This is a genomic window from Pseudomonas sp. A-RE-19, assembly GCF_019956555.1.
Taxonomy (GTDB): Bacteria; Pseudomonadota; Gammaproteobacteria; order Pseudomonadales; family Pseudomonadaceae; genus Aquipseudomonas.
Genome location: NZ_JAHBDQ010000031.1, coordinates 19,468 through 39,998 on the forward strand (window position 1 = coordinate 19,468; position 20,531 = coordinate 39,998).

Annotated in this window: 20 protein-coding genes and 1 pseudogene; 13 read left to right on the top strand and 8 right to left on the bottom strand. The window is 60.3% G+C overall.

The genetic code is table 11. The features are described 5' to 3' along the window. Positions 1-13: 13 nt before the first annotated feature. The gene (locus KGB14_RS19205; RefSeq protein WP_223488300.1) at positions 14-1,531 is read left to right on the top strand and encodes a CoA-acylating methylmalonate-semialdehyde dehydrogenase; all 1,518 of its coding nucleotides are present in this window, start codon (positions 14-16) and stop codon (positions 1,529-1,531) included. Between the two features lie 10 nt (positions 1,532-1,541). After that, a complete protein-coding gene (gene mmsB, locus KGB14_RS19210; protein WP_223488301.1) occupies positions 1,542-2,429 on the top strand; it encodes a 3-hydroxyisobutyrate dehydrogenase in 888 nt (295 codons plus the stop codon). 137 nt (positions 2,430-2,566) lie between these two features. Here the strand turns inward: mmsB and KGB14_RS19215 are convergent, their stop codons facing one another. From KGB14_RS19215 to KGB14_RS19230, 4 genes are all read right to left on the bottom strand, one after another. Further along, a complete protein-coding gene (locus tag KGB14_RS19215) occupies positions 2,567-2,911 on the bottom strand; it encodes a cupin domain-containing protein (protein WP_007946320.1) in 345 nt (114 codons plus the stop codon). A gap of 109 nt (positions 2,912-3,020) precedes the next feature. Further along, the gene (locus tag KGB14_RS19220; protein ID WP_223488302.1) at positions 3,021-3,392 is read right to left on the bottom strand and encodes a MerR family transcriptional regulator; all 372 of its coding nucleotides are present in this window, start codon (positions 3,390-3,392) and stop codon (positions 3,021-3,023) included. A 46-nt stretch (positions 3,393-3,438) separates the two neighbouring features. Next, complete coding sequence (locus KGB14_RS19225) at positions 3,439-4,014, bottom strand: NAD(P)H-dependent oxidoreductase (RefSeq protein WP_223488303.1); 576 nt, start codon at positions 4,012-4,014, stop codon at positions 3,439-3,441. Between the two features lie 45 nt (positions 4,015-4,059). Further along, entirely contained in the window at positions 4,060-4,944 is an 885-nt protein-coding gene (locus KGB14_RS19230) for a LysR substrate-binding domain-containing protein (RefSeq protein ID WP_223488304.1), read from the bottom strand. Between the two features lie 217 nt (positions 4,945-5,161). Between KGB14_RS19230 and KGB14_RS19235 the strand changes: the two genes are divergently transcribed. Next, a complete protein-coding gene (locus KGB14_RS19235) occupies positions 5,162-5,926 on the top strand; it encodes a sulfite exporter TauE/SafE family protein (protein ID WP_223488305.1) in 765 nt (254 codons plus the stop codon). Here the strand turns inward: KGB14_RS19235 and KGB14_RS19240 are convergent. Then, on the bottom strand, positions 5,916-6,230 hold the full coding sequence (locus KGB14_RS19240; RefSeq protein WP_223488306.1) for a putative quinol monooxygenase: 315 nt from the start codon (positions 6,228-6,230) through the stop codon (positions 5,916-5,918). The genes KGB14_RS19235 and KGB14_RS19240 overlap by 11 nt on opposite strands. Positions 6,231-6,389: 159 nt before the next feature. Here KGB14_RS19240 and KGB14_RS19245 point away from each other — a divergent pair, with 159 nt between their 5' ends. From KGB14_RS19245 to KGB14_RS19280, 8 genes are all read left to right on the top strand, one after another. Next, the gene (locus tag KGB14_RS19245) at positions 6,390-6,980 is read left to right on the top strand and encodes an NAD(P)H-dependent oxidoreductase (RefSeq protein ID WP_223488307.1); all 591 of its coding nucleotides are present in this window, start codon (positions 6,390-6,392) and stop codon (positions 6,978-6,980) included. 244 nt (positions 6,981-7,224) lie between these two features. Further along, on the top strand, positions 7,225-8,136 hold the full coding sequence (locus KGB14_RS19250; protein ID WP_223488308.1) for a LysR substrate-binding domain-containing protein: 912 nt from the start codon (positions 7,225-7,227) through the stop codon (positions 8,134-8,136). A gap of 104 nt (positions 8,137-8,240) precedes the next feature. Then, complete coding sequence (locus KGB14_RS19255; protein ID WP_223488309.1) at positions 8,241-9,134, top strand: NAD-dependent epimerase/dehydratase family protein; 894 nt, start codon at positions 8,241-8,243, stop codon at positions 9,132-9,134. 209 nt (positions 9,135-9,343) lie between these two features. Then, complete coding sequence (locus KGB14_RS19260; protein WP_223488310.1) at positions 9,344-10,789, top strand: SulP family inorganic anion transporter; 1,446 nt, start codon at positions 9,344-9,346, stop codon at positions 10,787-10,789. 223 nt (positions 10,790-11,012) lie between these two features. Further along, positions 11,013-12,362, top strand: a complete 1,350-nt coding sequence (locus KGB14_RS19265; RefSeq protein ID WP_223488311.1) for a gluconate:H+ symporter — start codon at positions 11,013-11,015, stop codon at positions 12,360-12,362. Between the two features lie 15 nt (positions 12,363-12,377). Beyond that, complete coding sequence (locus KGB14_RS19270) at positions 12,378-13,238, top strand: MurR/RpiR family transcriptional regulator (RefSeq protein WP_223488312.1); 861 nt, start codon at positions 12,378-12,380, stop codon at positions 13,236-13,238. A gap of 1 nt (position 13,239) precedes the next feature. Then, positions 13,240-14,697, top strand: coding sequence for an N-acyl-D-amino-acid deacylase family protein (locus KGB14_RS19275; RefSeq protein ID WP_223488313.1), 1,458 nt, complete (start codon positions 13,240-13,242; stop codon positions 14,695-14,697). 161 nt (positions 14,698-14,858) lie between these two features. Continuing rightward, the gene (locus KGB14_RS19280; RefSeq protein WP_223488314.1) at positions 14,859-15,227 is read left to right on the top strand and encodes a glyoxalase superfamily protein; all 369 of its coding nucleotides are present in this window, start codon (positions 14,859-14,861) and stop codon (positions 15,225-15,227) included. Positions 15,228-15,336: 109 nt separating this feature from the next. Here KGB14_RS19280 and KGB14_RS28710 read toward each other — a convergent pair whose 3' ends face one another. Together KGB14_RS28710 and KGB14_RS28715 are read right to left on the bottom strand one after the other, a co-directional pair. After that, positions 15,337-16,200, bottom strand: coding sequence for a methyl-accepting chemotaxis protein (locus KGB14_RS28710; RefSeq protein WP_411740794.1), 864 nt, complete (start codon positions 16,198-16,200; stop codon positions 15,337-15,339). A gap of 42 nt (positions 16,201-16,242) precedes the next feature. After that, positions 16,243-17,256, bottom strand: a pseudogene (locus tag KGB14_RS28715) (methyl-accepting chemotaxis protein); the annotation flags it as partial. Positions 17,257-17,517: 261 nt separating this feature from the next. Between KGB14_RS28715 and KGB14_RS19290 the strand changes: the two are divergent. After that, positions 17,518-18,186: a histidine phosphatase family protein gene (locus KGB14_RS19290; protein ID WP_223488316.1), complete on the top strand. Its 669-nt coding sequence runs from the start codon at positions 17,518-17,520 to the stop codon at positions 18,184-18,186. A gap of 34 nt (positions 18,187-18,220) precedes the next feature. Further along, positions 18,221-19,084 carry a phosphatase PAP2 family protein gene (locus tag KGB14_RS19295; protein ID WP_223488317.1) on the top strand — a complete coding sequence of 288 codons (864 nt, stop codon included), beginning with the start codon at positions 18,221-18,223 and terminating at the stop codon, positions 19,082-19,084. On the opposite strand, the gene KGB14_RS19300 is transcribed toward KGB14_RS19295, so the two are convergent. Next, positions 19,035-20,474, bottom strand: a complete 1,440-nt coding sequence (locus tag KGB14_RS19300; protein WP_223488318.1) for an ArnT family glycosyltransferase — start codon at positions 20,472-20,474, stop codon at positions 19,035-19,037. The two genes, KGB14_RS19295 and KGB14_RS19300, sit on opposite strands and share 50 nt — an antisense overlap. Between the last annotated feature and the right edge of the window lie 57 nt (positions 20,475-20,531).

The following is a 20,531-nucleotide window of genomic DNA, read 5'->3' on the forward strand; positions in this document are numbered from 1 at the left end:
CCCGGAGACCAATATGAACGCATCGCTAGAAACCACCGTGCAAAAGGTCAAATTGTTGATCGATGGCGAGTGGGTCGAATCCCAGACCACCGAATGGCGCGACATCGTCAACCCGGCGACCCAACAAGTGTTGGCCAAAGTCCCATTCGCCACAGCCGCCGAAGTCGATGCCGCCATCAGCGCTGCCCATCGCGCCTTCCAGACCTGGAAGCTGACGCCGATCGGCGCGCGGATGCGCATCATGCTCAAGCTTCAGGCGCTGATTCGCGAACACTCCAAGCGTATTGCCGTGGTGCTCAGCAATGAGCAGGGCAAAACCATCGCCGACGCTGAAGGCGATATCTTCCGCGGCCTGGAAGTGGTCGAACATGCCTGCTCCATTGGCAGCCTGCAAATGGGCGAGTTCGCCGAGAACGTCGCTGGCGGTGTCGATACCTACACCCTGCGTCAGCCGATCGGTGTCTGTGCCGGCATTACCCCGTTCAACTTCCCGGCGATGATTCCGCTATGGATGTTCCCGATGGCCATCGCCTGCGGCAACACCTTCGTGCTCAAGCCATCCGAACAGGATCCGATGTCGACCATGCTGCTGGTGGAGCTGGCCATCGAAGCCGGCATTCCGGCGGGCGTGCTCAACGTCGTTCACGGCGGCAAGGATGTAGTGGACGCGCTCTGCACCCATAAGGACATCAAGGCTGTTTCGTTCGTCGGTTCGACCGCGGTCGGCACTCACGTCTACGACCTGGCCGGCAAACACGGCAAGCGCGTGCAATCGATGATGGGCGCCAAGAACCACGCCGTTGTGCTGCCTGATGCCAATCGCGAGCAGGCGCTCAATGCACTGGTCGGCGCCGGTTTCGGTGCGGCCGGGCAACGCTGCATGGCCACCTCGGTGGTGGTGCTGGTGGGCGCGGCCAAGCAATGGCTGCCAGACCTGAAAGCCCTGGCGCAGAAACTCAAGGTCAATGCCGGCAGCGAGCCGGGCACTGATGTGGGGCCGGTAATCTCCAAGCGGGCCAAGGCGCGTATTCTCGAGCTGATCGAAAGCGGGATCAAGGAAGGCGCCAAGCTGGAACTGGACGGTCGCGACATCACTGTTCCGGGCTTCGAGCAGGGTAACTTCGTCGGCCCGACCCTGTTCTCTGGCGTGACTCCCGAGATGCAGATCTACACCCAGGAAATTTTCGGTCCGGTGCTGGTGGTGCTGGAAGTCGACACCCTCGATCAGGCTATCGCTCTGGTCAACGCCAACCCGTTCGGCAACGGCACGGGGTTGTTCACCCAGAGCGGTGCGGCGGCGCGTAAATTCCAGACGGAAATCGACGTAGGCCAGGTCGGCATCAACATCCCGATTCCAGTGCCGGTGCCGTTCTTCAGCTTCACCGGTTCCCGTGGTTCGAAGCTCGGCGACCTCGGTCCGTATGGCAAGCAAGTGGTGCAGTTCTACACTCAAACCAAGACCGTCACCGCGCGCTGGTTCGACGACGACAGCGTCAACGACGGTGTGAACACTACCATCCACTTGCGTTAAGGAGCCGGACATGAAAATCGCTTTTATCGGTCTCGGCAACATGGGCGCGCCGATGGCGCGCAACCTGATCAAGGCCGGCCATTCGTTGCGGCTGGTTGACCTGAACAAAGCTGTGCTGGCAGAGCTCGAGCAACTGGGCGGCAGCATCAGCGCTTCGGCCCGTGAAGCGGCTCAAGGCGCAGAACTGGTGATCACCATGCTGCCCGCCGCTGTGCATGTGCGCAGCGTCTGGCTGGGCGAAGACGGCGTACTGGCGGGGATCGCCAAGGGCGTGCCTGCCGTGGATTGCAGCACCATCGATCCGCAGACGGCGCGTGATGTAGCGGCGGCGGCCGCCAAACAAGGTGTGGCGATGGCCGATGCGCCAGTCTCTGGTGGCACCGGCGGTGCCGCGGCCGGGACGCTGACCTTTATGGTCGGCGCCACTCCTGAACTGTTCGCGACCCTGCAACCGGTGTTGGCGCAGATGGGCCGCAACATCGTCCATTGCGGTGAAGTCGGCACCGGGCAAATCGCCAAGATCTGCAATAACCTGCTGCTGGCGATCTCCATGGTCGGCGTCAGCGAGGCCATGGCCTTGGGCGATGCGCTAGGGATCGACACAACGGTGCTGGCGGGGATCATCAACAGTTCCACCGGGCGTTGCTGGAGTTCGGAGATGTACAACCCATGGCCGGGCATCGTCGAAACGGCGCCGGCCTCGCGGGGGTATACCGGCGGTTTCGGTGCCGAACTGATGCTCAAGGATTTGGGGCTGGCCACGGAAGCGGCACGTCAGGCGCATCAACCAGTGATGCTCGGCGCGGTGGCCCAGCAGTTGTATCAGGCGATGAGTCAGCGTGGGGAAGGTGGCAAGGACTTCTCGGCGATCATCAACAGCTATCGCAAACCGCAGTAAGAGGTTTTTCCGGGGATCTGCGTCGGGCAGATCCCCGGTTTTTTATGGGCTGAAAAAAGATCGCAGCCTTCGGCAGCTCCTACATGGGAATGTGTACACCCTGTAGGAGTTGCCGAAGGCTGCGATCTTTTGCTTTATCAGGCAAACACGAAATACTTGCGCACGGTCTCAACCACTTCCCACGTACCTTTCATCCCCGGCTCGATCACGAAAATATCACCGGCACGCAGATGGATCGGCTCCTTTCCTTCCGGGGTGATGATGCAATACCCCTCGCGGAAATCGCAGTATTCCCACTTCACGTATTCCACATACCACTTGCCTGGCGTGCAGATCCAGGTGCCCATGATTTTGCTGCCGTCTTCGCTGGTGTAGGCGTTGAGGTTGACGGTGTGCGGGTCGCCTTCGAGTTTTTCCCATTTGCAGGCGTCGAGCACCGGCAGTGGGTGGGTATCGCGAAGTACGGTAATAGGTGCGGTCATGTGGACTCCGGGGCAGTGGACTAGAGAACTGAAGTCGCACCCTATAGCGCCTGTTCACCGGTCAGTTGTCTGTGCTCGACATTGAGCTGTCCAGAAACGCGCATTGCCCTCAAAGGCTGTTCAGCGGGCAATCGAGCCGGCTCTGTTCGAGGCTGGCTTCGAACTCGACCAATTGTGAATGCTGCTGCGACAGCACAGCGATCCGCTCGCTGATTTCCTGCTTCTTGGCGGCGATAACCTGATGGGCCCGTTCCCACGGCATTTGCGGCCCCTGATGTCCGGCGAAGACCGACTGCAATTCCTTGAGCCTGAAACCCAGCTGCTGCGCGCACTTGATGAAGATCAGCAGGTCAACGCTTTTCTGGTCGTAGACGCGGTATTTTCCCAACCGCTGAGCGGTGGGCAGCAGGCCGATCGACTCGTAATGGCGGATGCTTTTGATCGTGGTTCCGGAGCGCTGCGCGGCTTGGCCGATGTACATGGAAAGTCCCTTTTCGCCGTGGTTGCCCGGCGTATTATCGGCAGACTCAGCGGCTGACGATAGCCTGGGCCTGGCGTAACCAGATTTCACGCTGGTCAGCGCTGGAACCGAGAATCGGGCCGAACGTGAGCGTGCGTTGTGGCTCGATGCCGCAGAACGCGAGCGTGGTTTTGCGTACCTGATGCAGCCCAGGCATGCGATAGAACCAGCGGTAATACCAGGGTGGCGTGTCCATGGTCACCAGCAAATGCGCGCTGCGACCGTGCAGGAGTTTGTCGGGAAAGGCTTTGCCTTTGCGGTATTTGAAAGCGAAACCCGGCAGGAACACCCGATCGAAAAAGCCCTTGAGCAACGCCGGAATTCCGCCCCACCAGATCGGATAAACCAGCGTCAGGTGCTCGGCCCATAAAATTTCCGCCTGGGCATGGCGCAAGTCGGCTTCCAGTGGCTGAACCTGCTGATACCCTTCGCGCAGCACCGGATCAAAATCCATTCTGCCTAGAAACAACTGGCGCACCTCATGCCCGGCACGCAGCGCCGATTGTGCGTAGCGTTCGGCCAGTGCGCCGCAAAAACTGTTACTTGAAGGATGCCCGAGGATCACCAGAATTCGTTTGCCCATCGCCTCTGTCCTTGAAGATGAAAGCACAAGGGTAAAGTCTGCCCCTCAGGGGAGAGTCAAGGCGTGCAGCAAGGCCTTGGCGTAACCGGGCAATGCGCTGAAATCCCGAGCGCAGAGCAACAGTTTGCGTGTGGCCCAAGGTTCTTGCAGGGCGAAGTGCTTGAAGGTTTGTTCGCCGCGCCAGCGCTCAACTGCCGCCAGGGGGACGATCGCCAGCCCCGTCCCCCGGGCAACCATGCGTATCACGCCGTCGAAACCGTCGGCGCGGATGCGGATTTGCATGCGTGATCCGGTGTGCAACGCCTGTTCCTCCAGGTACACCGCCAATGCGCTGTTGGCGTTCAGACCGACGTAGTCGTGGTGCAAGGTGTTGCTGAAGCTCACTACACCTGCGTGGGTCAAGGGATGATTGCGGGGCATGATCAGCACCAGCGGATCGTCGCGAAACGGGCGGGTCTGCAGGTCATCGGTCTCCACGGCATCAGAGACGATACCCAAGTCTGCCGCACCTTGGCGCAAGGCGTGGGTGATGCGCGCGCTGGGCAGCTCTTGCAGATCGATGTCGAGGTTGGGGTGATCGCGCAGAAAGTCTGCAAGCAACTCAGGCAGGTACTCGGTGATCGCCGTGGTATTGCACAACAGTCGCACCTGGCCTTTGACGCCATTAGCGTATTCGGCGAGATCCTGCTGCATGCGCTCGGCCTGCTGCAACAGGACTCGGGCATGCTGCGCCAACGCCTTGCCAGCCGGGGTCGGACTGACACCGCGGCGACCGCGCTCAAGGAACTCGATGCCCAATGAAGCTTCCATGGCGCGGATGCGCGAACTCGCCGCCGCCAGCGACAAATGACTGCGAGCGGCACCGGCGGTGATGTTGCCGGTGTCGAGGATGTTCAGGTAGAGGCGCAGGTCGGTGAGGTCGAAGTGCATCGTTACAGCCTCGGGAAGTTTGTTGTCTGGGCGGGCCCCTTCGCGGGCAAGCCTCGCTCCTACAGGATTTAGTTGTTGTGGCGATCCCTGTAGGAGCGAGGCTTGCCCGCGAAGGCGCCAGCAGCCGCAATGGAAAACTCTAGCCTCTGTCAAATCAAGAGGCAGCCTCAGTATATGGCGGATTTTCAGCGCAACCTTAAGGGCCCACCATAGCCCCATGAATACACTCGCCGCGTTCTACCAGCACCTGGGTTTGACCCTGTCCTTATTGGTGATCGCCACCTTCCTGCTGGCCGGGATGATCAAAGGCGTGATCGGCCTCGGACTGCCGACCATTGCCATGGGCTTGCTCGGTCTGGCTATGGCCCCGTCACAGGCTGCGGCGCTGCTGATTATTCCGGCCACGCTGACCAACGTCTGGCAACTGGCATTCGGTGGTCATTTGCGCGGGCTGCTGAACCGGTTGTGGCCGATGCTGCTGGCGGTTTTCATTGGCACCGGTGCCGGCACGCTCTGGATCGGCATGGCCGGTGGACACTGGGTCGTGCGGGGGCTGGGGGCGGCGTTGTTGATTTACGCCTTGAGCGGGTTGTTCCTGCCGACCTTGCGCGTTAGCGGTAGTACCGAGCGTTGGCTCGGTCCGCTGTGCGGTGTGCTGACGGGCGTTATTACGTCGGCCACGGGCGTGTTCGTGATTCCGGCCGTGCCGTATTTGCAGGCGCTGGGCTTGAGCAAGGATGAACTGGTGCAGGCGCTGGGCCTGTCGTTCACCGTCTCGACCCTCGCATTGGCCGCCGGACTGTCATGGCGCGGTGCCCTCGGCGGCGGCGAGTTGAGCGCGTCGCTGCTGGCGCTGATTCCGGCGGTACTCGGCATGCTGCTGGGGCAATGGTTGCGCCAGCGGATCAGCGCCGTGTTGTTCAAGCGCGTGTTCTTCATCGGCCTCGGCGTGCTCGGTGGCCATTTGCTGATCAGCGGCTAGCAGACGATGGGCTGAGCATGTCGATGGCGCGGATATCGAAATCCCGCTCCAGATACTCCATGCGCATGTCGAGGAACTGCTTCATGTGCGGCAAGTTCGAGTGCACGTCGAGGTGGGCCTGGGATTGCCAGATCTCGTAGAAGATAAACAGCGTCGGGTCCTGTTTGTCTCGCAGCATGTGGTACTCGATGCAACCGGGTTCGGCGCGACTTGCTTCCACATGGGCACTGAAAAACGCTTCGAAGGCCTCGGATTTTTCCGGGCGGGTCTTGGCGTGCAGGATGAAGCCTTGCAGTTCGCTCATCAAAATCTCTCCTCAAGTCAGAAACGGCACCAGTCTAAGACAACAATCGCCAGTCTATTCGTGCGTGTGGGTCAAATGAATTTTGCGGATTGCGCGCTTATTCCACGCGAGGCTGATCGTTAGGCTGCCGCCATCGATTTCAACCTTGCGAGATTTCTCATGAAGAAAGTCCTGTTGCTCAATGGCGGCAAAAAATTTGCTCACTCCGATGGTCGCTACAACACGACGCTGCACGAAACGGCGCTGAGCGTGTTGGATCGCGGTGGTGTGGATGTGAAATCCACGTTCATCGACGAGGGCTACGACGTCGCGGAGGAAGTCGCCAAATTTCTCTGGGCCGATGTGATCATTTATCAGATGCCAGGCTGGTGGATGGGCGCGCCCTGGACGGTCAAGAAGTACGTCGATGAAGTCTTCACCGAAGGCCACGGCAGCCTCTACGCCAGCGACGGCCGCACGCGCTCCGACGCGTCGCAGAAGTACGGCAGCGGCGGTTTGTTGCACGGTAAAAAATACATGCTGTCGGTGACCTGGAACGCCCCGCAGCAAGCCTTCGACGACTCGACCGACTTCTTCGAAGCCAAGGGCGTGGACGCGGTGTACTTCCCGTTCCACAAGGCCAACACGTTCCTGGGCATGACCGGTTTGCCGACCTTCCTGTGCGTCGATGTGATGAAACGCCCGCAAGTCGAAGCCGATGTGGCGCGTTATGAGCAGCACTTGACCGAGGTGTTTGGCCTTAAGGCATAACGCTCAGCTACTATCGAAAGTCTGAACCTGTGGCGAGTTGGCTTGCCCCAATGTCAGTTAGTCATGCGCAATCGATGTGGGAGCGGGCTTGCTCGCGAAAGCGATTTATCATCCAGCATTAATGTCGACTGACATACCGCTTTCGCGAGCAAGCCCGCTCCCACAGGTTCCGCACTTTGGCTGGCATTAGGGTAAGCCCCCTCGCCACAGTAGAACGGCGCAGGACTATCGATAAGGGACACACGTGAAAGCCAGATCCGATGAGTTGCAGATTTTCGTCTGCGTGATTGAATGCGGGTCGATTTCGGCTGCGGCCGAACAGGTCGGGCAAACGCCGTCAGCGGTCAGTCGTACGCTGTCGCGGCTGGAAGCCAAGCTCGACACCACGCTGATCAACCGCACCACGCGGCGCATGGACCTGACCGAGGAGGGCAAGTACTTCTTCGAGCACGCCAAGTTGATTCTCGATCAGATGGACGAGCTCGAAGAGCGCCTGTCCTCACGCCAGCAAACCCCCTCCGGGCGTCTGCGAATCAACGCCGCGTCGCCATTCATGCTGCACGCCATCGTGCCCTACATCGATGAGTTCCGCCGTCTCTACCCGGACATCCAGCTCGAGCTCAACAGCAACGACCTGATCATCGACCTGCTCGAACAAAGCACTGACATCGCCATCCGCATCGGCACGCTGGCCGACTCGACCTTGCACGCTCGCTCACTGGGTTGCAGCCCGCTGCACATCGTCGCCAGCCCGGCGTATCTGGAGCAATACGGCGTACCGACCGCCGTTGCCGATCTGGCCGAACATACGCTGCTGGGTTTCACCCATAACGAAGGCCTCAACCAATGGCCGTTGCGCTATGTCCACGGTGATCGCTGGCCGATCCAGGCATCGATCAGTGCATCGAGCGGCGAGACGGTCAGGCACCTGGCTCTGACGGGGCAGGGCATTGCCTGCCTGTCGCACTTCATGACCATCGACGACATCCGCGCCGGTCGCTTGCAGGTGCTGCTGGCGGAGTTCAACAGCGGATATCGCCAACCCATCAACGCGGTGTACTACCGCAACTCGCAGCTTGCCCTGCGGATTCAGTGCTTTCTGGACTTCATTCAGGGCAAATTGGCGGCTTATGCGATTGCGGATTTCAAGGGCTGATTCGTGATCCCTGCGCAAGAGTGAATTGGGCGACGCTGTCTGTTTCCTCAGGCACCGGTCCTCGATACTGACTGCATCACTTACTCACGCAGGGAGTTCTCTCCATGAACGTATTCGTCACCGGTGCAGCCGGTTTTATCGGTGGCTCCATTGCCACGGGCCTGGTCCGCGCCGGCCACAAGGTCACCGGTCTGGTGCGCAGCACCGAACAGGCTGATGAATTGCGCAAACTGGGCATCACCCCGGTGATTGGCACGCTTGACGACAGCGCACTACTGAGCGAACAGGCTCGCGCTGCCGACGCCGTGATCAACGCCGCCAGCAGCGACCATCGCGGCGCGGTGGTGGCCTTGCTCGATGCGCTTCGCGGTTCCAACAAAGTGTTCCTGCACACCAGCGGTTCGAGCATTGTTGGCGATGCGTCGGGCGGTAAATCCAGTGACGTGATCTATTTCGAAGACAACCTGCCGGAGCCGACTGTCGACAAGGCGGCGCGCGTGGCCATCGACAACCTGATCCTCGCCGCTGCAAAGGACGGGGTGAACTCGGCAGTGATCTGCAACACCTTGATCTACGGCCACAGCCTGGGCGTGAAACGCGACAGTGTGCAGTTGCCACGCTTGCTCAAACAGGCGCGTAAAAGTGGTGTGGTCCGGCATGTGGGGACTGGCCAGAACATCTGGTCCAATGTGCACATCGAAGACGTGGTGTCCCTGTACCTGCTGGCGTTGACCAAAAACGTGCCGGGTACGTTCTACTTCGTTGAAAGTGGTGAAGCGTCGTTTATCGGCATGACCACCGCCATGGCCAAAGTCTTGAACCTGGGCGAGCCGCAAGATTGGCCGCTGAAGGATGCCGAAGCCGAGTGGGGTTATGAAATGGCCAATTATGGCTTGGGTTCCAACAGCCGGGTGCGCGGCAAGCATGCGCGGGAGCTGTTGGGCTGGGTGCCGAAGCGGACTTCAGTGGTTGAATGGATTCGTAGCGAGATGGTGTGAGTTCGCTGTAGACCACGTCATCGTCCATCGCGAGCAGGCTCGCTCCCACATTAGTTCTGCGTCGATCCCATTGTTGGGGAACGATACAAGTCCAGTGTGGGAGTGAGCCTGCTCGCGATTGCGTTTCTGACGGCCCATTCACTGGCCGGCCCGCCCTCAATTCCGTAACATCCGCCCTCTCTTCCCCCGCCTGTATTTTTAGGTAAGCCATGAAACCCAAACGTCTGCGCGCCGATGTCCTGGCCGGACTCACGACCTCTTTCGCCCTGCTACCCGAATGCATTGCCTTCGCGCTGGTGGCCCACCTTAATCCGTTGATGGGGCTGTACGGCGCTTTCATCCTCTGCACCCTGACTGCGCTGTTTGGTGGGCGGCCAGGGATGGTGTCCGGTGCCGCCGGATCGATGGCCGTGGTGATCGTCGCGCTGGTGGTGCAGCACGGCGTGCAGTACTTGCTGGCGACTGTGCTGCTGAGTGGGTTGATCATGCTGGCGTTCGGTCTGTTGAAGCTGGGCAAACTGGTGCGCATGGTGCCGCACCCGGTGATGCTTGGCTTCGTCAACGGCCTGGCGATCGTCATTGCCCTGGCTCAGCTGGAGCACTTCAAGAGCGGTGAAGCCTGGTTGAGCGGCGCGCCGCTGTACATGATGATCGGGCTGGTAGCGCTGACGATGGCCATCGTCTACCTGATGCCGCGCCTGACGCGTGCCGTGCCGCCAGCACTGGTGGCGATTCTGGGCGTTGGGCTGGCGGTTTACCTGCTCGGCCTGCCGACCCGCACCCTGGGCGACATGGCGCACATTGCCGGTGGCTTGCCGAGCTTCGCGCTGCCAGACATTCCCTGGAGCCTGGAAACCCTGCGCATCATCGCGCCCTACGCGATATTGATGGCGTTGGTCGGCCTGCTGGAAACCCTGCTGACCCTGAACCTGACCGACGAGATCACCGAAAGTCGTGGCTACCCGGATCGTGAGTGCGTGGCGCTTGGTGCCGCCAACATGGTCTCCGGTGTATTCGGCGGCATGGGCGGCTGCGCCATGATCGGGCAAACCGTGATCAACCTCAGCTCCGGCGGTCGTGGTCGGCTCTCCGGTGCGGTGGCCGGGGGGATGATTCTGTTGTTCGTGCTGTTTCTTTCGCCGCTGATCGAGCGCATCCCGCTGGCCGCACTGGTCGGGGTGATGTTCGTGGTGTCGCAGCAGACGTTCGCCTGGGCCTCGCTGCGGGTGGTGAACAAGGTGCCGCTGAACGACGTCCTGGTGATCATCGCGGTGACGGTAATTACGGTGTTCACCGATCTGGCCATCGCCGTGTTGTGCGGGATCATCATTGCGGCGCTCAACTTTGCCTGGCAACAAGCTCGCGAGCTGTATGCCGACAGTCATCAGGAAAACGACGGCAGCAAACTCTACCGCCTGCACGGCACACTGTTTTTCGCCTCTACCACGCCATTCCTCAACCAGTTCGACCCCGCCAATGATCCGGCCCACGTGACCCTTGATTGTCGCCACCTGAGCTTCGTCGACTACTCGGCCATCGCCGCGCTGAAGACATTGCGCGAACGCTACGCCAAGGCTGGCAAGCAGCTACGCGTGCTGCATTTATCCGAACGCTGCAAAAAACTGCTCAAACGCGCCAGCGAGCATCACGACTGAAGCTACCGATCGCACTGATCGTTCCTGTACTCCATGAGGGCGATCAGTGCGGCAATGATGAAAATCTGCCTGCCGAATTTTCATAACTCACGACCTCCCATACCTCTGCACGACATCCCTTATCCCTCCACGAAAATTACTTTCACTTCGTTTGAAAGTAGTCCGTCGAAATGATTTATGAGTTTCACAACCCATTCGACGTGACCCTTTCGAGGAGTACCGCATGACGCTTTCCTTCGGCTATTGGCTGTTGGTTTACGCCGCCATCGCCATCATCGCGCTGATCGTTCTGATCGCCCGTTACCGGCTTAATCCCTTCATTGTCATCACCCTGGTGTCCATCGGCCTGGCGCTGCTGGCCGGGATGCCGCCGTCGGGTGTGGTGGGGGCGTACGAGGCCGGGGTTGGCAAGACGCTGGGGCACATTGCGCTGGTGGTGGCGCTGGGCACGATGCTCGGCAAGATGATGGCCGAGTCCGGTGGCGCCGAGCAGGTGGCGCGCACGTTGATCGACCGTTTCGGTGAGAAAAATGCACATTGGGCGATGGTCTGTATCGCCTTTCTTGTAGGACTGCCGCTGTTCTTCGAGGTCGGTTTTGTCTTGCTGGTGCCCATCGCGTTTACCGTGGCGCGGCGAGTCGGTGTGTCGATTCTGATGGTCGGTTTGCCAATGGTCGCGGGGCTCTCGGTGGTCCATGCCCTGGTGCCGCCGCACCCGGCGGCGATGCTGGCGGTGCAGGCTTATCAGGCGTCGGTGGGGCAGACGTTGCTCTATGCGATTCTGATCGGCATTCCGACCGCAATCATCGCCGGTCCCCTGTACGCCAAATTCATCGTGCCGCGCATTCAACTGCCGGCGGATAACCCTTTGGAGCGCCAGTTCCTCGAGCGCGAGCCACGCGATAGCCTGCCGGGTTTCGACGTCACTATGGCGACCATTCTGTTGCCGGTGGTGCTGATGTTGATCGGTGGTTGGGCCAACTTGATCTCCACGCCGGGCAGCGGTTTCAATCAGTTTTTATTGTTCATTGGCAACTCGGTCATCGCCTTGCTGCTGGCGACCTTGCTGAGCTTCTGGACCCTTGGCCTGGCCCAGGGCTTCAACCGCGAATCGATCCTCAAATTCACCAATGAATGCCTGGCACCGACCGCCAGCATCACCTTGCTGGTAGGGGCCGGCGGTGGCTTGAACCGGATTCTGGTGGACGCTGGCGTCACCGATCAGATCGTCAGCCTGGCCGATGAATTCCAGCTGTCGCCGCTGTTCATGGGCTGGTTGTTCGCCGCGTTGATGCGCATCGCCACCGGTTCCGCCACGGTGGCCATGACCACTGCTTCAGGGATTGTCGCGCCGGTGGCCGTTGGTCTGGGTTATCCCCACCCGGAGTTGTTGGTGCTGGCGACGGGGGCGGGGTCGGTTATCTTTTCCCACGTCAATGACGGCGGCTTCTGGTTGATCAAGGAATACTTCAACATGACCGTCACCCAGACCTTCAAGACCTGGACGGTGCTCGAGACCATTATCTCGGTGGTCGCCTTCGGTTTGACCGTCGGTCTTTCTTACCTGCTTTAGTCGGAGCCATCTGCCATGGACATCCTCTATCAGATCCGCGCCCGTCAGGATTCCTTCAGCGCCGGTGAAGGACGCATCGCCCGACTGATGCTCGACGACGTAGGATTTGCCGCGTCCGCCAGCCTTGATGAGCTGGCGCAGCGGGCGGAAGTCAGCACCGCCACACTCTCGCGTTTTGCGCGCACGGTCGGTTGCCGCGACCTGCGGGATTTGCGCTTGCAACTGGCTCAGGCCAGCGGCGTCGGCAGCCGCTTTCTCGACCCGGCGGGCACGCCTGAACAGTCGGCGTTCTACGGGCAGATCGTCGGCGATATCGAGTCGACCTTGCGTCAGCACCTGTCGGCGTTCGATGAGTCGCGCTTCACTGATGCGGTGAAACTGCTGGGCAAGGCGCGGATGATTCACGCCTTCGGCATGGGCGGCTGCTCGACCCTGTGCAGCGATGAACTGCAGGTGCGCCTGGTACGCCTCGGCTACCCGATTGCGGTGTGTCACGACCCGGTGATGATGCGCGTTACCGCCGCCAGCCTCGGTGCTGAACACGCGGTCATCGCCTGCTCGCTGACCGGCATCACCCCCGAGCTGCTCGAAGCGGTGGAACTGGCTCGCAGCTACGGCGCGCGAATGCTTGCCATCACCCGGGCAGGCTCGCCGTTGGCGCAAATGGCCGATGTGCTGTTGCCGCTGCAAAGCGCCGAGACCTCGTTTATCTACAAACCCACGGCGGCGCGCTACGGCATGCTGCTGGCCATCGACGTGCTCGCCACCGAGCTGGCGCTGGCCAATCCTGAAGACAACCAAGAGCGTCTGCGGCGGATCAAACTGGCCCTGGACGACTACCGCGGCGGCGACGATCACCTGCCGCTGGGAGACTGACATGATGTACGACACGTTGATCCGCAACGCGCTGATTATCGATGGCAGCAACGCCCCCGGTTATCCCGCTGACGTGGCCATTCTGAACGGCCGCATCGAGCGTATCGGCGACTTGCACGACGCTCGCGCCACCGAAGAAATTGATGCGGCCGGGAAGGTGTTGGCGCCGGGTTTCATCGACGTCCACACCCACGACGACACGGTGGTGATCCGTCAGCCGCAGATGCTGCCCAAGCTCAGCCAAGGCGTGACCACGGTGATCGTTGGCAACTGCGGGATCAGCGCATCGCCGGTGAGTTTGCGTGGCGAGCCGCCAGACCCGATGAACCTGCTCGGCACCGCAGCGGCGTTCGTTTATCCGCGCTTCAGCGACTATCGCGCCGCCGTCGAAGCGGCAAATATCACGCTGAACGTGGCCGCACTGGTGGGCCATACGGCGCTGCGCAGCAATCACCTGGACGACCTGTTTCGCACCGCCACCGCCGATGAAATCAGCGCGATGCGCAAGCAACTGCGCGAAAGCCTTGAGGCCGGTGCCTTGGGCTTATCCACAGGCCTGGCTTATGCCAACGCCTTCTGCGCTTCCACCGACGAAGTGATGCAATTGACCGAAGAGCTGACAGCATTCGGCGCGGTCTACACCACCCATTTGCGCAGTGAATTCGAACCGGTGCTGGAGGCCATGGACGAAGCGTTCCAGATCGGTCGCCATGCGCAAACGCCAGTGATCATTTCCCATCTCAAATGTGCCGGCGCCGGTAACTGGGGACGTAGTCCGCAACTGCTGGCGTCCCTCGAACACGCCGCGAAAACCCACCCGGTGGGCTGCGATTGTTATCCCTATGCGGCGAGCTCTTCAACGCTGGACCTCAAGCAAGTCACCGATGCCCATCGCATCACCATCACCTGGTCCACGCCGCATCCGCAAATGGGCGGCCGGGATTTAATCGACATTGCCGCCGAGTGGGACGTGCCGTTACTCGAGGCCGCACGCCGGCTGCAACCGGCCGGCGCGGTGTATTACGGCATGGACGAAGCCGACGTACGAAGAATCCTCGCGCATCCGCTGTCGATGGTCGGCTCCGACGGCTTGCCGGAAGACCCGTTTCCGCATCCACGGTTGTGGGGCGCGTTCCCACGGGTGCTCGGACATTTCAGTCGCGACGTCGGGCTGTTTGCGCTGCACACCGCCGTGCACAAAATGACCGGGCTGTCGGCGGCGCGATTTGGCTTGAAGGAACGCGGTGAGATTCGTGAAGGGTATTGGGCGGATCTGGTGTTGTTCGACCCCGCGACGGTTCGCGATGTGGCGGACTTCAACGATCCGCAACGGGCGGCGGAAGGGATTGATGGGGTGTGGGTCAATGGGGTTTTGAGTTACAGCGAAGGTCGGGCGAACGGGAGAAGAGAGGGGCGGTTTCTGGCGCGGGAAGGGGATTTGCATAAAGGGTTTCGGTGATACCGAAAAGATCGCAACTCCTGTAGGAGCTGCCGAAGGCTGCGATCTTTTGATCTGCGCCCAATGATGGCGTCGCGACATTAAAGAATCCCGCAACCAAGCCGAAGCGCTGACATCCAGCCCAGCTACACTCCGGGCCTTCTCTATCTGGGAGCAACTCGATGAGCTTCGGCAAAACCACTCCGATCCTGCGGATTTTCGACGAAACCAAGGCATTGGAGTTCTACGTCGACTTCCTGGGGTTCAAGATCGATTGGCAGCATCGCTTCGAAACAAACTTCCCGCTGTACCTGCAAATCTCCCGTGGCGAATGTGTGCTGCACCTGTCCGAACATCACGGTGATAGCACACCGGGTTCGGCGGTGCGGATCGAGACCGATGAACTGGAGGCGTTCCAGCAGCAATTGCTGGCCAAGGAATATTCGTTCGCCCGCCCACAGATTCAGGCCATGCCATGGGGCAGCCAGGACATGACGGTGACCGATCCGTTCGGGAATCGGTTGGTGTTTAGCAATGCGATTAGTGTCTGAGCGTTAGATCGCCTTCGCGGGCAAGCCTCGCTCCTACAGGTTGTAGTGAGTCACCTGTAGGAGCGAGGCTTGCCCGCGATTGGATCTGTCATTCACCGCTGACTTAACGTCAAACCCGGAAGTGGCTCACCATCATCTGCAACTGATTACCCAACCGCGCCAGTTCAACGCTGGAGGCAGCGGTTTCGTCGCTGGCGGCGGCGGTCTGTTCGGACACGTCGCGTACGTTGATGATGCTGCGGCTGATCTCTTCGGCCACGGCGCTTTGTTGCTCGGCGGCGGCAGCGATCTGCTGGTTCATCGACTGAATGTTCGACACGGTGCGGGTGATGTTTTCCAGTGACACGCCGGCCTTGCGGGTCAGGGCGACGCTGCTGTCGGTCAGGACGCGGCTGTTGTTCATCACGGCTGACACTTGTTGGGTGCCGTTCTGCAGGCCGGCTACCAGGCCTTCGATTTCCTCGGTGGATTGCTGCGTGCGCTGGGCCAGGCCACGAACTTCGTCGGCCACCACGGCAAAGCCACGACCGGCTTCACCGGCCCGGGCCGCTTCGATGGCGGCGTTGAGGGCCAGCAAGTTGGTCTGCTCGGCCACGGCCTTGATCACATCCATGACGCTGCCGATCTTGTCGCTTTCCTTCTGCAACACGCTCATGGCTTCGGTGGAGCGCGCCACTTCGTTGGCCAGGCGCTCGATCTGGGCGATGGCTTCGTTGACGACCTTATCGCCTTCGCGTGCTTCGCCGTCAGCGGCGGCTGCGGCCTGGGACGCTTCTTCAGCATTGCGCGCAACTTCCTGCACGGTGGCCGTCATCTCGTGCATGGCGGTGGCCACCTGATCGGTCTCGATCTTCTGGCTGTTGACCCCGGCGCTGGTTTGCTCGGTCACCGCCGACAGTTCTTCGGCAGCGCTGGCGATCTGGGTGACGCCGTCGCGAATGCCGCTGATCAAATCACGCAGGGTCACGCCCATGCGTGCGATGCCTTGCTGCAACACACCGAGCTCATCGCGGCGGGTCACTTTGACATCGTGGGACAAATCGCCACCGGCGATGCGCTCGACCACGGCCAGGGTATCGCGCAATGGGCCGGTGATCTGACGAGTGATGATGACGGCGGCAATGATGCCCACCAGCAATGCCAGCAGGGTGCTGATCAGTTGCAGCGTGCGGGCCTGGGCGCTTTCGACATCACGGCGGTCGAGCTGGAATTGATACAGCTGATCGCTCAGGGTCACGATGGTGGCGCCTTGTTCGGTCATTTCCTTGCGCGCCTGCACCGCATCGGTGTTGGCGGCTTTGTACGCTTGCAAGGCGCTGCGGTAGTTGCTCAGCGCGGTTTCCAGTTGGCGCAGGGCGTCTGGCTGGGAGTCGGCGAAATGCACATTGAGTTGCTTCAGGCTGGCGATGGCCGTGTCCAGTTGGCCGACGGCCTTTTGCTCGGTCTCGGCGTTGGTGTTGGCGGTGTAGCCACGCACTTCGTAGCGGGCCAGCATGAACGCTTCCTTGGCGGCGGTGATGGCCAGGAATTGTTCGAAGCGCTGATCGCTCAGGGGCATTTGCTGCACGCGGGTGTCGATCGCATCGATTAGCGTGCCGGCGGCGTCGGCGTTGGCGCCCATGGCATCGCGGGCGCTGTTACCGGTGCGATAGGCGCTGCGCATTTTGTTCAGCGACGTCTGATAAGCGGCGATGGTCGCGGCCTGCTCTTTGAGCATTCTGACGTTTTCAGGGTTTTTGAAGCTGCCCAGCAGGGCTGTTTGCTGAGCAACAAAACTGTCCAGGGTGGATTGCACATTCTGTGCGGCGGTCTCATCGCCATTGGTCAGCATGTATTGCAGGCGCACCACGCGCAGTTTGGTCAGGCCGGCGTTGAGCTGAGTGATGTCGCTCATCCAGTTGCTGCGGTCAATCAACCCGCCCAGGCTCGTCCAGCCGGTCAGGGCGAGAACGCAGGTCAGTGCCAGGACCAGGCCGAATCCCAGGCCCAGTTTCAGGTTCACGCTGATATTACCGAACCAGCTATTCATCAATTCCTCCAGGAACGTTGTGCTTCTTGATCGTCGATTGGCTGGAAGATTGTTGTTTTTAAGAGCCAGCGAAGAGGGTGTAGCAGGTCTATATCGGCAGCAATCCCGAGAGCTGAAAGGATTTTGCCGAATAGATTGCGCCTGGCGGCTTTGAGGAAGTCTTAAGCTTTTTTTCACATAGGTTTCACTGGTTGCCGACGTGCGCCTCTTTACCCTGCGGCATCGAATGACAGTGGGTGCATGCCGGCGAGGCGGCTTGATGTGGAATTGAGACTGAGTCTGTTCGGGATAAAACGCTCGATCGATCTGAGCCGTGTAGCCCGTTATCGAAACGCTATGGTCGTGCTTGCCTCGGCGCTGTTGGTGATCCCGCTGACGGTATGGCTGTTGCGACCGGCCGCCGTGCCGGACCTGGCCGGCAACGTGGTGGGTGCCCGAGCGTTGGCGTCTGGTTGGGCCAAGGGCGACATGATTGTGCTGGTCCGCCATGTCGAGCGCTGCGATCACTCCACGGCTGCTTGCCTGAGCGGTAATGATGGCATCACCGAACGCTCCCGCAGCGTGGCGGTGAGTGTCGGTGCGCAATTCGAGCGTCTGGGCCTGGGCAAGGCCGACATCTACAACAGCCCGATGATGCGTACGGTGCAGACCGCCGGTTACATGTTCAACAAGGTCAGCGTCGGCGAAGACTGGTTGATCAGCTGCAGGGGCAGTATGCTGCGCGATGCTCTGGCGCACAAAGTGGCCGGGCGCAACCTGATTCTGGTGACACACAGCGAATGCATGGCGCAACTTGAAAAAGACCTCAAGTTACCGACCTCCACCCTCGGTTACGGGGCTTCACTGTTTATCAACGCCGAAACGCTTCAGGCACCACGCATGCTCGGTTTCATCGAGGCCTCTGACTGGCATTCGGTGACGACCGAATGAGCCTCACTATCATCCCTCTGGATCAGAACGTACGATGCTGACTTCTTCCCCTTACCGCTTTTATTGGGTGAACTTTGGTATTCCACTGGCGTGCGCGGTTGTGGTGTTCCTGCTGTTCGACATGACCAAAATCGACATCGCCTTCAGCGACCTTTTTTATGATCCGGTCACCCAGGTGTTTCCGTTGGAACATGTCCGTTTGTTCGAGAAGATCACCCATAAATGGGCACGGATCATTCCGAACTGGACGGGCGAGGCCGCGATCATCGGCGCTTTGCTGTCGTTTCTCTGGCCGCGGCTGAAGGCTGAAAAGCATTCGAAGATCATCGCGTTCCTGGAAAAAATCAAAGTCGCGCCGGTACTTCGGTTTGCCAGTAAACACCGTCGGGACTTCATCTACGTGGTGTTCGCGTTTTCCATCTGCACTGGCGTTATCCACTACCTCAAGGGTCACACCAGTGTGTATTGCCCGGTCGAAACGACTCAGTACGCCGGGAAAATCGAACACAAGGAGTGGTACCAGAATTTCGATCTGCTGAAAGTCGCCGGCGAGGGTCGCTGCTGGCCGGGCGGTCACGCGTCGGGCGGCTTTACGATGCTCGCGTTGTACTTCGTGGCTCGCCGCTACCGCTGGCGGTACTCCAAAGCGGTGATGTACGGCTCGCTGCTGCTCGGTTTCGTCTACGGCACGACGCGGGTGCTGCAAGGCTGGCACTACATGTCCCATACCTTCTGGTCCGGGATCTTTGTGTGGCTGGCGTGTTTGCTGACGGCGTTGGCGTTCTATGGGCGGGCGCGGCTGGAGCAACCGGTGCTGCAAACGGCTGAACTGCCCGTTGCTGAGCCGTTTACAGGTTTACAAAGTAGTAAGCCTGACGTCCCACCTTCGTTATCTTGAGCACCTTCAAGGGCGCGGCGGGTTCATCTGTGCCAGACATGAGCGCCACGTTGGCAGGTGAGGCGCTCAGAAACTCATGCAGTTGCGCCTCGGTGTCCAGGCCTTTGAGTACGCGCCGGGTGTAGAACACGCTGGCGCCGCCCACCCGCTCGTTGGCCTGAAACAACGCGACCTGTTGCCCGCTGGCCTGGAATGCCTGAATCTGCTCGGTCAGCGGCAGGAAGGACAGTTTGCGATCAGCGTGAGGCAATGCCCATTGAGCCGCAGCGAGGTAGCTGCCAATTACCACGGCCAGTACGCCAATCGCTACTCCGCGACGATGCCGGACAATAAGCTCTGGCAAGGTCGACGCACCGGTGTAGGCTTGAAATCGCTCGAACAGCACACTCGCATATTCCGCGGCAATCACCGCCGCCGCAGGCGTCATCGACATCAGGTACACCGTGCGTTTGCTTGACGCCAGGGTCAGCATGACGAACTGCGCCAGCAGCCACACCGTGAAGAACAACAGGTAACGATTGGCCATAAGGCTTTTGCGAAAATGCCACAGCCCCAGGTACACCAGAATGTTCCAGGGCTGGAAGGCCTCCGGCAGCTTGACCAGGTAGTAGTAGAACGGTTCGTAATGCCCGGCCTCGACGAAGGAACCACTGAAGCGTCCGACGCTATTGGTCAGCAACACTTCCCCCACGGCATGCGCGCCATCACGCTGATACAGCACCGCGAGCCAGATCATCAGCGGCACCAATCCCAACAGAGTCAACACGCCCGGGCGCAGCCAGTCCGAGGGCTTCAGGCGCTTGTCCATCAAGGTTTCGGCCAGTAAATACGCGAAGATCACCACTCCCGGCATTGCTAACCCCAGTACGCCTTTGCTCAAGGTAGCGATGGCGATCCCTGATGCAAACAGCAGGGCGCTGCCGACGGTCGAGTGCCGCGTCCCCTGAAAAAACGCGAGCAACGCCATGCTCACACCGAGGGCCAGCAACGCGTCTTCACCGACACCGCGCGCGTTGCTCCAGTAACTGGCCATGGTCGCCAGCAAAATCCCCGTCGTCCAGGCAATGGCCTTGGGTCGGCCGAGTCGCCGCAGCATCGTGTACAGCAACATCACGCTGAACAGCCCGGCAAACGCCGACGTCAGCCGCACCGCCCACGGCGTACCGCCGAATGCACGAATCGCCCCGGCGTCGAGCCACAAGCTCAAGGGTGGTTTTTCAAGAAATGCTTCGCCGAACAAATGTGGCGTCACCCAGTCGTTATCCAGGTGCATTTCCATGGCAATTCCGGCTACCCGAGCCTCGGTGGAGCCTTGTAATTGGTGATTGCCCAGAGCGAAGAAAAACAGCAGAGCGGCGAGCAGAAACAGTGAAGAGGCGGGGCGTGACATGAGCTTCTGGCTACCGAGCAGGGACCGGGAAACTCAAGCATATGAGGTGAAAGCTTA

What these genes read in the sequence shown, in the direction of transcription:
- KGB14_RS19205 (WP_223488300.1), top strand. Translation starts at nt 14, where the DNA reads ATGAACGCATCGCTAGAAACCACCGTGCAAAAGGTCAAATTGTTGATC.
- mmsB (WP_223488301.1), top strand. Translation starts at nt 1,542, where the DNA reads ATGAAAATCGCTTTTATCGGTCTCGGCAACATGGGCGCGCCGATGGCG.
- KGB14_RS19215 (WP_007946320.1), bottom strand. Translation starts at nt 2,911, where the DNA reads ATGACCGCACCTATTACCGTACTTCGCGATACCCACCCACTGCCGGTG.
- KGB14_RS19220 (WP_223488302.1), bottom strand. Translation starts at nt 3,392, where the DNA reads ATGTACATCGGCCAAGCCGCGCAGCGCTCCGGAACCACGATCAAAAGC.
- KGB14_RS19225 (WP_223488303.1), bottom strand. Translation starts at nt 4,014, where the DNA reads ATGGGCAAACGAATTCTGGTGATCCTCGGGCATCCTTCAAGTAACAGT.
- KGB14_RS19230 (WP_223488304.1), bottom strand. Translation starts at nt 4,944, where the DNA reads ATGCACTTCGACCTCACCGACCTGCGCCTCTACCTGAACATCCTCGAC.
- KGB14_RS19235 (WP_223488305.1), top strand. Translation starts at nt 5,162, where the DNA reads ATGAATACACTCGCCGCGTTCTACCAGCACCTGGGTTTGACCCTGTCC.
- KGB14_RS19240 (WP_223488306.1), bottom strand. Translation starts at nt 6,230, where the DNA reads ATGAGCGAACTGCAAGGCTTCATCCTGCACGCCAAGACCCGCCCGGAA.
- KGB14_RS19245 (WP_223488307.1), top strand. Translation starts at nt 6,390, where the DNA reads ATGAAGAAAGTCCTGTTGCTCAATGGCGGCAAAAAATTTGCTCACTCC.
- KGB14_RS19255 (WP_223488309.1), top strand. Translation starts at nt 8,241, where the DNA reads ATGAACGTATTCGTCACCGGTGCAGCCGGTTTTATCGGTGGCTCCATT.
- KGB14_RS19260 (WP_223488310.1), top strand. Translation starts at nt 9,344, where the DNA reads ATGAAACCCAAACGTCTGCGCGCCGATGTCCTGGCCGGACTCACGACC.
- KGB14_RS19265 (WP_223488311.1), top strand. Translation starts at nt 11,013, where the DNA reads ATGACGCTTTCCTTCGGCTATTGGCTGTTGGTTTACGCCGCCATCGCC.
- KGB14_RS19270 (WP_223488312.1), top strand. Translation starts at nt 12,378, where the DNA reads ATGGACATCCTCTATCAGATCCGCGCCCGTCAGGATTCCTTCAGCGCC.
- KGB14_RS19275 (WP_223488313.1), top strand. Translation starts at nt 13,240, where the DNA reads ATGATGTACGACACGTTGATCCGCAACGCGCTGATTATCGATGGCAGC.
- KGB14_RS19280 (WP_223488314.1), top strand. Translation starts at nt 14,859, where the DNA reads ATGAGCTTCGGCAAAACCACTCCGATCCTGCGGATTTTCGACGAAACC.
- KGB14_RS28710 (WP_411740794.1), bottom strand. Translation starts at nt 16,200, where the DNA reads ATGGGCGTGACCCTGCGTGATTTGATCAGCGGCATTCGCGACGGCGTC.
- KGB14_RS19295 (WP_223488317.1), top strand. Translation starts at nt 18,221, where the DNA reads ATGCTGACTTCTTCCCCTTACCGCTTTTATTGGGTGAACTTTGGTATT.
- KGB14_RS19300 (WP_223488318.1), bottom strand. Translation starts at nt 20,474, where the DNA reads ATGTCACGCCCCGCCTCTTCACTGTTTCTGCTCGCCGCTCTGCTGTTT.